At 68.6% G+C, this 12,254-nt stretch carries 12 protein-coding genes; 6 read left to right on the top strand and 6 right to left on the bottom strand.

From position 1 onward, the window contains the following. Window positions 1-16: 16 nt before the first annotated feature. Window positions 17-940, bottom strand: a complete 924-nt coding sequence (locus tag CS062_RS08935; protein WP_099861302.1) for a class I SAM-dependent methyltransferase — start codon at window positions 938-940, stop codon at window positions 17-19. 195 nt (window positions 941-1,135) lie between these two features. Here CS062_RS08935 and CS062_RS08930 point away from each other — a divergent pair, with 195 nt between their 5' ends. From CS062_RS08930 to CS062_RS26140, 3 genes are all read left to right on the top strand, one after another. Then, window positions 1,136-1,426: an EF-hand domain-containing protein gene (locus tag CS062_RS08930; protein ID WP_099861301.1), complete on the top strand. Its 291-nt coding sequence runs from the start codon at window positions 1,136-1,138 to the stop codon at window positions 1,424-1,426. Window positions 1,427-1,876: 450 nt separating this feature from the next. Continuing rightward, window positions 1,877-3,127, top strand: coding sequence for an HlyD family secretion protein (locus tag CS062_RS08925; protein WP_099861300.1), 1,251 nt, complete (start codon window positions 1,877-1,879; stop codon window positions 3,125-3,127). Window positions 3,128-3,212: 85 nt separating this feature from the next. Continuing rightward, the gene (locus tag CS062_RS26140) at window positions 3,213-3,362 is read left to right on the top strand and encodes a hypothetical protein (protein WP_158238719.1); all 150 of its coding nucleotides are present in this window, start codon (window positions 3,213-3,215) and stop codon (window positions 3,360-3,362) included. Window positions 3,363-3,461: 99 nt separating this feature from the next. Here CS062_RS26140 and CS062_RS25755 read toward each other — a convergent pair whose 3' ends face one another. After that, window positions 3,462-3,677, bottom strand: a complete 216-nt coding sequence (locus CS062_RS25755) for a hypothetical protein (protein ID WP_143742297.1) — start codon at window positions 3,675-3,677, stop codon at window positions 3,462-3,464. A gap of 30 nt (window positions 3,678-3,707) precedes the next feature. Here CS062_RS25755 and CS062_RS08920 point away from each other — a divergent pair, with 30 nt between their 5' ends. Both CS062_RS08920 and CS062_RS08915 read left to right on the top strand, forming a co-directional pair. Continuing rightward, a complete protein-coding gene (locus CS062_RS08920; RefSeq protein ID WP_143742296.1) occupies window positions 3,708-4,283 on the top strand; it encodes a hypothetical protein in 576 nt (191 codons plus the stop codon). Next, on the top strand, window positions 4,280-6,397 hold the full coding sequence (locus CS062_RS08915) for a peptidase domain-containing ABC transporter (protein ID WP_099861298.1): 2,118 nt from the start codon (window positions 4,280-4,282) through the stop codon (window positions 6,395-6,397). The genes CS062_RS08920 and CS062_RS08915 overlap by 4 nt, the downstream gene beginning before the upstream one ends. Before the next feature lie 52 nt (window positions 6,398-6,449). On the opposite strand, the gene CS062_RS08910 is transcribed toward CS062_RS08915, so the two are convergent. The 4 genes from CS062_RS08910 to CS062_RS08895 all read right to left on the bottom strand — a co-directional run bounded on the left by CS062_RS08910 (window position 6,450) and on the right by CS062_RS08895 (window position 11,293). Beyond that, window positions 6,450-7,241, bottom strand: a complete 792-nt coding sequence (locus tag CS062_RS08910) for a transporter substrate-binding domain-containing protein (RefSeq protein ID WP_099861297.1) — start codon at window positions 7,239-7,241, stop codon at window positions 6,450-6,452. Window positions 7,242-7,346: 105 nt separating this feature from the next. Continuing rightward, window positions 7,347-8,444, bottom strand: coding sequence for a porin (locus CS062_RS08905; protein ID WP_099861296.1), 1,098 nt, complete (start codon window positions 8,442-8,444; stop codon window positions 7,347-7,349). Window positions 8,445-8,472: 28 nt separating this feature from the next. Beyond that, entirely contained in the window at window positions 8,473-9,813 is a 1,341-nt protein-coding gene (locus CS062_RS08900; protein WP_233217992.1) for a CPBP family intramembrane glutamic endopeptidase, read from the bottom strand. A 421-nt stretch (window positions 9,814-10,234) separates the two neighbouring features. After that, on the bottom strand, window positions 10,235-11,293 hold the full coding sequence (locus tag CS062_RS08895) for a response regulator (protein WP_099861294.1): 1,059 nt from the start codon (window positions 11,291-11,293) through the stop codon (window positions 10,235-10,237). A 198-nt stretch (window positions 11,294-11,491) separates the two neighbouring features. On the opposite strand from CS062_RS08895, the gene CS062_RS08890 reads away from it, so the two are divergent. Beyond that, window positions 11,492-12,199: a SapC family protein gene (locus CS062_RS08890; protein ID WP_099861293.1), complete on the top strand. Its 708-nt coding sequence runs from the start codon at window positions 11,492-11,494 to the stop codon at window positions 12,197-12,199. Window positions 12,200-12,254 lie beyond the last annotated feature (55 nt).

Here is a 12,254-nt window from a genome sequence, read left to right as displayed (position 1 = left end):
CCGTCGGACCGGGCCTTCAGGCGGGTGGCTGCCGGTAGACGAGCACCTTCAGCGACCGCTCCTCCGACACGTCGGCGAAGGCTGCCGGGTTGGCGACACGCTCGATGAAGGCGAGCCCGGGCGCCTCGGCGGCGACGATGTCGCGCAGGAAGGCGGTGTCCAGCTTGGGTGCGTTCAGGCACACGAGCGCGTGGCCACCGGGGGCCAGCAGTTCCGGCAGCCGGCGCACCAGGCGGGCGTAGTCCTTGGTCGCGACGAAGCTGCCCTTCTGGTAGCTCGGCGGGTCCAGCACGACGAGGTCGTAAGGGCCGCCCCGGCGGATCTTGCCCCACGAGCTGAAGATGTCGTGCGCATGGAAGGCGGCGCGGTCCTGCACGCCATTGAGTTGGTGGTTGCGGCGACCGGTCGCGAGCGCGCCGCGCGCCATGTCGTAGTTCGCCACGGCCGCGGCGCCGGCCTGCAGCGCGACGACCGAGAACGCGCAGGTGTAGGCGAACAGGTTGAGCACCCGTCCGCCCGGATGCGTCGCCGCCCAGCGCCGCACCCAGCGGCGGCCTTCGGCCATGTCGAGGAAGAAGCCATGGTTCTGGCCCTGCGCCAGATGGACCAGGAAGCGCGCGCCGTCCTCCTCGACGACATGCTCGTCGGGAATCGCGCCGGCCATCAGGCGATTGGCGGGACGGTGCTCGTCGCGGTGCTGGAACATCCAGTTCAGCGGCTCGCCCGGCGCGACCTCGGCCCAGCGCGCGGCGAGCGCCTCGCCGATGCGAGCCAGGTCCTCCTCGGTCACCGGTGCGAAGCTGGTCAGCAGCCAGACCGGCGGATAGAAGTCCAAGGCCCAGTGCTCGCAGCCGGGGAACAGGCCACCGCGACCGTGGAAGAAACGCCCGGGGCCGCTGGGCCGGGGAAGCGTGGCGATGAGGTCGAGAAGCGCTTGCATGGGGGATCCGGTGAGGGGCGTCAGTGTAGAGACCTCCTGCGGACCCTCCTGAACGCGTACCTTCGCCAATCGGTCATGTCGCCGGATCCGGCTTTCTGCGACACGTCATCGGCTTGACGAAGCTTTACCCGCGCCGCATGAAGCGCTGCACATGAGGGAGCGATCCTTCGGGCTCCACTTCAGCGGAGTAGCCCCATGAATGCAGTCCTGACCGCGACGGCCGGCGCCGTGATCGCGACCCTGGCCCTCGTCGCCCTGCCCGCCCAGGCCCAAACCCAGGGCGGCAAGGCAGCGCAAAAGCTCGAGGAACGGTTCAACGCCGCCGACAAAGACCACGACGGCAAGCTGACCAAGGCCGAGGCCCAGGCCGGCATGCCCCGCCTGGCCAAGCACTTCGACGAGATCGACACCCAGAAGACCGGCTCGCTGACGCTGGATCAGGTCAAGCAGTACGCGGCCCAGCAGATGAAGGACCGCAAGCAGTAAGGCGCCCGCCGCGCTGCTCGCGACCGGCGCGCGTTCATCTCCCCCTTCGCCTCCGCGGCGCCCCGCCTTCACTGGCGTGGGCGCCGCGCCACATGGGCGACCAAACTTCTCGCCAAGCCCGATGGCTGCGCTGGGCCATCTCGATCAATGAGGCTGTAGGGTTTGTTGAATCCGTGCGCCGGCTCATGCCACCTCGGTCGCTAGCGCCTGCGCCTGACCGACTTTTCGAAGTCGGTCGACTGCCCCGTTCTCAGCAATCCAGTTCGCCGAACGTCGGCACAGCACGCTTTGCCGTGCGGCGCAATCCTCAAGAGGTGCTCCCACTCCGCACGCCGATCGACGCGCCGATCCGGCAAAAGAATCCGCCCTCTGGTCGCTTCGGCGGCGTCGACAGACAGGGGACGGAAGATGTTTCGAGCGGCGGTCACAGCGTCTCAACAAGCCTCGTGGATGGGCGCCATCCGCGTGGCACAGCGGCCGGCATTCGCCGTCGTCGCGGCGATCGCGGTGGTGCTCGCGATCGCGCTGATCGGGTTCGCGCTGCTCGGACAGGTCACACGCAAGGCACGCGTGCCCGGGCTGCTGATGCCGTCGGGCGGGCTGCTGCAGGTCGCCTCGCCGTTGCAGGGTCATGCGCATGAGCTGCTCGTCGGCGAGGGCGAGGAAGTCCGCCGCGGTCAGCCGCTGATCCGGGTGCGCAGCGAGCGCATCGTCGACGGCGGCGACATGACGGCGCTTGCGCTGCGCGCGATCGAGGCGCGCGCCCGGAGCCTGGCGCAGGAGCGTCGGCTGCAGCAGCGCCAGGCCGAGGAACGTCGGGAGACGATCACCGCGCGGTTGCGCAGCCTGCGCGCCGAGGCGGAGCAGGCGGGCGAGGAACTGGCGCTGGTGCGCGAGCGGGTGGGACTCGCCCGGCGCAGCCGGGAGCGTTATGCGTCGCTGGCGGAGGACGGCTTCGTGTCGGAGACACAGCGCCAGCAGAAGGACGAGGAACTGCTGGACCTGCGGGCGCGCGAGCGCAACGGACAGCGCGCGCTGGAGGCGGTCACGCGGGAGGCGAGGTCGCTGGAGGCGGAACTCGTCGCGATTCCGACCTCGCTCGCGACAGCGCTCGCGCAGCTCGATCGCGGGGTGGCGCAGCTGGCGCAGGAGCGATCGGAGATCGAAGCCCGAGCGGGCGTGGCGGTGACCGCGCCGCGCGATGGCCGCGTCAGCGCCATGCCCTTGCACGCCGGGCAGGCGGTGCAAGCGGGACAAACCCTGGTGACGCTGGTGCCGCACGACGAGACGCCTCGCGATGCAGCCGATCCGAAGCCGACGCCGCGACTGGTCGCGCAGCTGTACGCGCCGAGCCGCACGGTGGGTTTCGTGCAGCCGGGGCAGGCGGTGTGGCTGCGATACGCGGCCTACCCGTATCAGAAATTCGGCATGGCCAAGGGCGAGGTCGAACACGTGAGCCCGACGCCGATCGCGCCGCAGGACCTGCCGGCGGGGCAGGCGCAGGCGCTGGTCAGCGCGGCGCAGGCGAATGAGCCGCTGTACCGCATCGACGTGCGACTGGACCGGCTGTCCATCGACGCCTACGGCCGGAAGGTCCCGCTGCGCGCCGGCATGGCGCTCGACGCCGACGTGACGCTCGAGCACCGGCGCATCTGGGAATGGCTGCTGGAGCCGCTGCTGGCAACCGCCAAGCGGATCTAGCGCTCAAGGCTCTCCGTCGCCGAGCGATCGGCGCGGGAGAAACGGCGGCCGACCGTTCTCGGCCACTCAACTGAAGGAGATTGAAATGACTGAACTGACTCAAGAAGAGATCGATCAAGTGCATGGCGGTGGCGGATTCCTGTCCAAGTTCGCCAAGTTCATGGGCCGCTGCGCCGCGTCCTATCTCGGCGCGCACTTCGGACTGTTCGGGCCGGCGGCGGCGCGCATCTGCTGACGCGGATGCACAGACCTCGCGTTGACTCGACCTCCTGTGCCGGGTCGGGGGCCGGAGTGATCCGGCCGACCGGATCGGCGTCAGGACGAAGCCTCGACCTCACGAACGGCCGACCACCACGGTGGTCGGCCACTCACAGCGTCGCGCCGCCAGGGCGCACGGCAGCTTCCAGCAATGAAACGCACCTTGTTCACCGGCCTTGTCGGGCTGATCGGATTCGCCGTCCTCGGCGGCGCCTCGGCCGAGTCCGAACCGAGGGATCCGATCCCGCTCCCCCGATCCGAGATCTCCGGACAGACCGCTGTCCACCGCCATCACCTTTCCTTTCGCACGGCGAGGCAGGCCATGGCCTTCGTCAAGTCGTACCCGGGTCCACAAGACCTGGTGCAGTGGTACCTCCGCCTGTCGCCGTCGGATCCGTCCAGCTTTTCCTTCGACAAGCTCACGCTCGCGGTCGAGGACGCCGAAACGATCGTCGCCATTCCGACAAGAAAAGGATGGGCGCCCTTGCCCACCGCCTTTGCGGTCGATGCCGAGCGCGCCCGCTTCGTCGTCAATCGACCGAAGGGCAGCGTGTCGATCGAGTACTGGATCGCGATCGCGCCGCGCGCCGATGATCGCTATCCGGCCGAGCGTCTTCGCGCCGCCTGCGGACAGGCGGTGGCCATGTTCAAGGCCCAGGGCTGGCTGCAGGCCCTGGAGGCGCGGGACATCCGATGCGCCGATGTGACCTTCTACCCGCTCGATGAAGCGCTGACCGTCATCGGTCACGATGCGAGCGGCACGCGCGTGGCCCTGGAGACTCGGCAGACGCCACGCGGTCCCGCGGTGATCGTCCCGCTGGACGGACCGGTCCACGAGGTCCTGGTCACCCCGAGCGGCGGCAAGTACGTCATCGGCATGCGGCAGGAGCACCCATGACCCGCCCCGCTCCCATCCTCCAATCCGAGATCGCCGAGTGCGGCCTGGCCTGCCTGGCGATGATCGCGACGGCCCACGGGCAATCCACGACGCTGCAGGACCTGCGACGGCGCTTTCCCGCCGCGCTCAAGGGCATGAAGCTGCGGGACCTGCTGGAGGTCGCCGCAGGCATCGGTTTTTCCGGTCGGCCGCTGAAGCTGGACATGCCCTTCCTCGCCAAGCTGTCGCTGCCCTGCATCCTGCACTGGGACATGAACCACTTCGTGGTGCTGGTCAAGGTCCGTCGCGACAGCGTCACCGTGCTGGACCCGGCCGTCGGCGAGCGACGGCTGAGCCTGGACGAGGTCTCCGCCCATTTCACCGGCGTGGCGGTCGAACTGACGCCCAATGCCGACTTCAAGCCCGCCGCGCCGCCGCCGCGGGTTTCGCTCGCCGCGCTCACCGGCAAGGTGCTGGGCCTGCGTCGATCGCTGTTGCAGATCCTGCTCGTCGCGCTGGTGCTGGAGTTGTTCGCGATCGTCGCGCCGCTGTGCAACCAACTCATCATCGACGACGTCCTCACCTCCGGCGATCGCGACCTGCTCAAGGTGCTGCTGGTCGGCTTCGGCCTGCTGCTCGTGACCCAGACGGCGCTCGGCCTGGCGCGCTCCTGGATGCTGATCCTGCTGACACAGACGCTGTCGCTGCAGTGGCGGGGCAATACCTTCGCCCACCTGCTCCGGCTGCCGGTCGGCTTCTTCGAACGGCGCCATCTCGGCGACATCACCTCGCGCTTCGGCGCCGTCGACGCGATCCAGAAGACGCTGACCACCGCCGCGATCGAGGCGCTCCTCGATGGCCTGATGGGCATCGCCGCGCTGGTCATGATGCTGATCTATGCCTGGCCGCTGGCGCTGGTCGTCATCGCCGCCGTCGTGCTGTACGGCCTGCTGCGCTGGGCCGCCTACCGCCCGCTGCGCGACGCGGCCGCCGAACGGCTGGTCGCCGCCGCCCGGGAGAGCACGCACTTCCTCGAGACCCTGCGCGCCATGACACCGCTGAAGCTGTTCGGCCGCGAGCAGGAACGGCGCGCGCAATGGCAGAACCTGATCGTCGAGGTCCAGAACCGCGATGTCCGCACCGCCAAGCTGTCGATGGCGATGAGCACCGCCAACACCTTCCTCTTCGGCGTGGAGAACCTGCTGGTGCTGTTCCTCGGCGCCGGGCTCATCCTGGATGGGCAACAGGCCGGCTCGGTGACGATGACGGTGGGCATGCTGTTCGCGTTCCTCAGCTACAAGGGCCAGTTCACCGGCCGCGTGTCGGCGCTGATCAACTATGCGGTGGAGCTGCGCATGCTGGGCCTGCATGCCGAACGCCTGGCCGACATCGCGCTCGAACCGCCCGAGCCCGACGAGGTGCCGGACCACGACCTGGCGCATCTTTCAGCCAGCCTGGAACTGCGCGACGTCAGCTTCCGCTACGGCGATCGCGAACCCTGGATCCTGCGCCATGTGAACCTGACGGTGCCCGCGGGCCAGAGCATCGCCATCACCGGCCCGAGCGGCTCGGGCAAGACGACGCTGCTGAAGGTGCTGCTCGGTCTGCTGGAGCCCGAGGAGGGCGAGGTGCGCTACGGCGGCATGCCGATGCGGCAGCTCGGGCTGAGGAATGTGCGCCGCCAGATCGGCACGGTGATGCAGGAGGACGTCCTGCTGACCGGCTCGCTGGCGGACAACATCGCCTGCTTCGACACGCAGCCCGACCTGGAGCGGGTGCAGGCCAGCGCGATGCTGGCGCAGATCCACGAGGACATCTGCCGGATGCCGATGGGCTACCAGACCCTGGTCGGCGACTTGGGCAGCGGCCTGTCGGGCGGACAGAAGCAGCGGCTGCTGCTGGCGCGGGCGATCTATCGCCGACCGAGGATCCTGGCGCTCGACGAGGCGACCAGCCACCTCGATGTCGCGCGGGAGCGGGCGGTGACCGCGAACCTGGCCCAGTTGCCGGTGACGCGATTGATGATCGCGCACCGATCGGACACGATCGCCGGCGCGGAGCGGGTGATCGTGCTCGACGGTGGCGTGGTCGACGAGCTGCCGCGCCCGAAGGGAAGAGAGGCGCTGGCCAGTTGAGCGGTGGTCCGCGTCAGCCGGCCCGCGGCGTGGACCGCGGGCCGGCGCGCGATCACTTGTTGTCGATCGGCTTGCTCACGTCACGCTCGAACCACTTGGTCGAGATCCTGGCGTAGGTGCCGTCGGCCTGGAGATCGGCGATCGCCTTGTCGATGGCGGCCTGGAACTTCGGGCTGCCCTTGCGGAACGGGATCGCATTGGTGGCGGGCTTGCCGATGGCGGCGCCGGCCTTGATCGGCAGCTTGGTCTTTTCCTTCAGGTAGGGGATCAGCAGGCTGTCGTTGAGGGCGGCGTCGATGCGGCCGGTGGCCAGGTCCTGGAGGTACTCGGTGGCGCCGGGATAGGTGCGCACCTCGGCGCCTTCCCAGGTCTTGGCCAGGTCGGCGAAGTTGCTGCCCTGGCCGACGCCGATCTTCTTGCCCTTGAGGTCGGCCGGCGACTGCAGCGGACGGGACTCATTGGCGCGGACGATCAGCTGCGGATAGGAGGTGACGTAGGGCGCGCTGAAGTCGAAGGTCTTGCGGCGCTCGTCGGTGGCGGCCACCTGGTTGACGATGACGTCGTACTTGCCCGCCTGCAGGCCGGCGAGGATGCCGCTCCATTCGGTGGTGGTGAATTCCGGCTTCACGCCGAGCTTGGCGGCGATCGCCTTGGCGATGTCGACATCGAAGCCGTCGAGCTGGCCCTTGGCGTCCTTGAAGTTGAACGGCGGGTAGGTGCCCTCGACAGCGACACGCAGCGTGCCGCGCGACTTCACATCGTCGAGCAGGTCGGCGGCCTGGGCCGCGAGGGAGGCACCGGCGAGCAGCGCGGCGGCGATCAGGGAGGTGCGGAAGGCTTTCATGAGGCCCCTCGTTGTTCGTAGGAAGGGGCATGTTGCCACCAGTCGCGTGCCGTCCCTCGCATATGGATATGCCTGGCTGCAATGAGGGACAGCGATCGCGAAGCCTCAGAAGCTGTGCCGCATCCCCAGCGCGACGACGGTCGGCGTCTCGCCGGCGCCGACGCCGAGCGGGTTGATGGCGAAGTCGTAAGCGGCGCGCGCCTGGTTGTCGATGCGCGAGACATACGCATAGAGGCCGGTGCGCGGCGACAGCGTGTAATCCGTGCCCAGCGTCCACTGCCGCGCGCCGGTCGCGTCGCCCGCCGAGACGAATCCGACCCGAGCGCCCGCCGGGCCGTGGCCCTGATCGGCATCGGTGAAGCTCGCACGCAGGTTGAAGCGAGCGATCTGCCAGGTGGCCGCGATGAAGAACGCGTTGCGCGTCAAGGCGCCGAGCGGCGTTTCATAGCGCAGGTGTTCGATGGCGCCCGTCAGACGGGCCGGGCCGGCGCGGTAGGCGGCGCCCAGCTTGGTCGCGGTGTCGGTGAGCCCCGGGCCCTGGTAGCCGCGGTGCGCCTCGTGCGCGAGCGAGAGACTCCATGGGCCGCCCTCCCAGCTGAGCGACGCGGACCACAGATCGGGCCTCGAGCCGTTCGGCCCAGTCTCGCCGTCGTTCAGCGCGTAGGCCACACGGCCGGCGAAGCCTTGCCAGGCGGGCGTCCAGTACTGGACCACGTTCTGCTGGCGTCGGTCGAAAGATGCGGTGTTGCCGAGGTGGTTGGTGCTGGGCGCCGAGCCGTTGGCCATCAGCGCCATGTAGCCGGCGGTGGTGGGGTACCAGGGGTCGAGGGTGCTGGTCGACAGCAGGTAGGGGGTGCCCCAATGACCGACGAAGACGAGCCCCGCAGGCGTCTGCAGTCCCACGCGGGTGTCGCGGTTGGCGAGCGACGGACCGGTGCCGGTGTCCAGCGCCAGCGAGCCCTCGATCTGAAACACGGCCTGGTAGCCGTCGCCGAGGTGCTCGGCGCCGCGGAAGCCGATGACGGAGCGGTTGTTGGATTCACGGCTGACGGCGCGATCGCGCGGGGCGCCACTCGCTTCGGCATGCTCGAGCGAGACGTTGAGGCGGCCATAGATCGTGGCGGTGGATTGCGCTTGGGCGGCCGAGATGGTGGCTACGGTGAGCGCCGCCAGCGTGAGCGGTGGGAGTCGTCGGTACTGCATGGCATCGGCGTGACTGGAATCCCGGCGATCATGGCGCGAGGGACGCCGGAGCGGCTCTCTCGTTCGGGAGACCGGCCGGGCCGCGCCGGTGGGCCGACCATCGCCAGACGCCTTCGAATGCGGCCGTGAGGACCAGGATCAATCCGCCGACGGCGATGCGCTTGGCATCGCTGTTGTCCGGCGACAGGAACAACGAGCGCATGGACTCCGCGGTGTGGAGCAGGTGCGTTGCGATGTTCAGGGTGAGATGCAGCAGCGTCGTGCACACGATGGATCGCGTGCGCATGAAGACGAGACCAAAGAGCAGCCCGCCTGGCAGGACGAATACCGCGCTCTCCAATGGATGAAACGCCGCGAAGTGCAAGGCGCCGAGCACCAGCCCCACCCATTCACTCCGGAACAGCCGGCTGAGCAGCGATTGCACCAGCGCTCGATGCACCAGTTCCTCCTGCAACGCAGCCACAACGAGCGGCAGCGCCGCGCCCAACCAGGCTCGCGGGTTCGCCGTCAAGGGACTCAAGGAGGTGAAGGCGCCGACGCGAAAAGCGTCCGGTATCGCGATCGCCGCGGCGATCGCCGGTATCCAGGCGGCCACGCCGACCAGCCCCAGACTCGCCACCGGCCAAAGGGCCAGGAGCTCGCGCAGCGATGGACCTCGCCGCAGCCAGGCCAACGCCATCACCGGCACGGCGGCCGAGACGAGAAGGGCCATGCGAACGACCGCCGATTCCTTCATCCATTCGCCGCGGCCGATCACTGCTTGCCAGAGGGGCGCCAGCAGGATCGCTGTGAGTTTGTAGAGCGCATAGGCGAACGCCATCAGCAACAGCGTCCTGGCCACCGCCTTGATCGACTGGAGCAGCCGAGGCGACCGCCGGTACCAGAGCTCCACGGCGACGGCGAGTGACAACAACCCGAGGAGCAGCGGCGGCTTCATCAGCAGGAAGTCGCCGCGTGCGAGGAGGCCCTCGGACGCCAGCGGGCCGCCTTGGAGCATGCCCAGCGGCAGGCCCACCGTCAGACTCACGGCGGTGGTGGACAACACCGATCGCGTGCGGATGAAGACGACGCCGAGAAGCACCGCCGAACATAGCGCGAAGCCTTGCTGGCCCGACGGCTGCAGGCTGCTGATCAGCACAGCCGTGGAGGCGAGTCCGAGCCACCGGTTTCCCCATAGGCGAGACAGCGCCGATTGAAGGAGTGCGCGCTGCCAGATCTCTTGCTGAAAGCTGAAGGCCAGCACCGGAAACACGGCATTGACCCAGATGGAAGGGGTCTGGATCGAATCGGGCCGATGGAAGGGCCACCGCAGCTTGTCTCCGTGGATCCCGAGTGCAATGCCAGCAATGAGCGCCACGGTGGCGATCATCAAGGGAATAGTGATCCGAAACGACGGACGAAATAGTTTCCGATTCGATGGAAGCGCTCGAACGCCAATCAACATCCAAAGAAGTGCCAGCCCAGACACCGCCCATTCCGCGATTCGCCATGGCGGGATTCCCGCCAGACCTTCCGGCTCGTAAATGCCAAGCCCGCGTCCGACTCCAAGAATCAACAGAAGACACGGCACCCCACGGCGTAGCCGATTCAACCTTCCAACAATGAATCGGGGCCGGAAATTGGGGGCGCGGTGGTCGAGCATGAAGCTGATGGGGAGCCGATTGGAATCGCCCATCGTTCAGCGCCGGTAGGCCCACCGACACACGCAAGTTTCTGCCGACTTATAGAGGCGATCGTCAGGGATCGGCCTTGCCGAGAGCGATCGGCGGCGTGCAGTTTCCGCGCGGCGCTCAGCCGCCGCCCGGCAACTCCCGCCCCTGCTCGTCCACGAACCTCACCGCCACCTGCCTGAGGTGTTCCCTGAGGTCCGAGACCCGGCGGCGCACTTCCTCGGGCCCGAGTTGCGGCCCTTCGTGCTCCAGCCGATGGCAGGTCCGTGCGGCCTCGCTGAAGCCATACAGCGCGAAGCTCCCCGCCAGCCGATGCGCGATCCGGAACACCTCGTCCCGAGTGCTCCCGCCGATCGCCGCCTCCATCTCGTCAAGCGCCTGAAACCTTGAGGACAAGAACCCCGGCAGCCAGGGCTTCAACTCGCCCGGCACGCGCGCGATCAAGCCATTGGTCGCATCCGGCGCCGGCGCTTCCTGCGAGGTCTCCGGCCCGACCTCGAAGCGGTAGCCCTGCCCGTACACCGACCGGATCAGGTTGTGTTCCGGCAGCAACGCCGCCAGCTTCTTGCGAATGTTCTTGACGTGGCTGTCCACCGCGCGATCGAACACCCCCACCGCGTCGTCATATGCCAGATCCAGCAGCTGCGCCCGGCTGAACAGCCTCCCCGGGTGCTGCACCATCACGGACAGCAGCCGGTACTCCTGCGGCGTGAGCTCCAGTTCCTGCCCACGGCAGCGAATGCAGCGCCGCAGCGAATCGACCTGCACCAGCGCGTCCTCGTCGACCACCGGTGCCAGGCGTTGCGCGCCCCGTCGCGCCAGCACCTTCACCCGCGCCACCAGCTCCGCGGCGCTGAACGGCTTGCAGAGGTAGTCATCGGCGCCCGCATCGAAGCCGGCCAGCCGATCCGCCTCCTCCGCCTTGGACGTCACCATCAGCACCGGCGCCTGGCTGAAGCTCCTCAGCCGCCGGCAGACCTCGACGCCATCCAGCCCCGGCAGGACCACGTCCAGCATCACCACCGCCGGCGCGATCGCCCGCACCACCGACTCCGCGGCATCCCCCCGCTGCAGGTGCCGGACCTCGAATCCCGCCGCCTCCAGGTGGCGCCGGATCAGCTCAGCAATCGGGTCCTCGTCCTCGACGACGAGCACCAGCGGACGGGAAGGCGCGGACATGGGCAATGCAGGGGCTCGGAGCGGACCAGGAAGCCGAAGAAGTCTTCCAAAAGATTGTGTAGCAATTGGGGAGGCCCCCTCCCACCTCGGCCAATCGCATTTGCCCCCCATTCCCTCCCTAGACTCGCGCCCCCCGGCAATACATCCAGAACATCCGCACCGCAGTCGGGGCATCGCGGGCATCGAGGGAAAAGATCCATGGCTGAACTGCTCTTCTATCGCGAGCCGACCTTGCTCGACCGCGCCGGCCACGCCGCGCTCCGCTATACCCCCAGCCCCGACTTCGGGTTCTCCCGCGACGTCAACTCCGTCCCCCTCCTGGCGGTCGAGTTCTTCGAGGCCAGCCGCAGCCTCCCCGTGTTGTTCGCCGACGACGCCCAGGACCGCCGCTTCCCGCTCGCCCTCCTGTCCCTGGCCAACGACCACAACGCCCAGCTCGCCACCGACGGCCGCTGGACCGGCGGCTACACCCCCGCCTTCGTGCGCCGCTACCCCTTCGCGCTCGACGGCGACAAGAACGTCTGCTTCGACCGAGCCGCCACCCATTTCGCCGGCGAGGGCCAACCGCTCTTCGACGGCGGCGTCCCCTCCTCCACCCTCCAGGGAGTGATCGGCTTCCTGCAGGAATTCGACGCCGAACACGCCCGCACCCGCGAGTTCTGCGACGCCCTCCAGGCCAAGGACCTCTTCAAGCCCTTCGTGCTGCAGGTCATCACCGCCGACAAGCAGACCGCTCGCCTCGGCGGCCTCAGCGCCATCGACGAGACCCGGCTGCAGCAACTCGACGCCGCCACCGTGGACGAGTGGTTCCGCCGCGGCTGGCTGGCCTGGATCTACGCGCACCTGCACTCCCTCGGCGCGCTGAAGCGCCTGGGCGACCAGCTCGACACGCGCGCCGCGGCCTGACCGCCGCACCGCCGCCTCCCCTTCGTCTCGCCGGTCCCCGGCCTCCCGTCCCTCT

Source organism: Roseateles chitinivorans, from assembly GCF_002761755.1.
GTDB classification, from domain to species: Bacteria; Pseudomonadota; Gammaproteobacteria; order Burkholderiales; family Burkholderiaceae_C; genus Roseateles; species Roseateles chitinivorans.
This window is presented reverse-complemented; position numbering and strand designations above follow the sequence as displayed.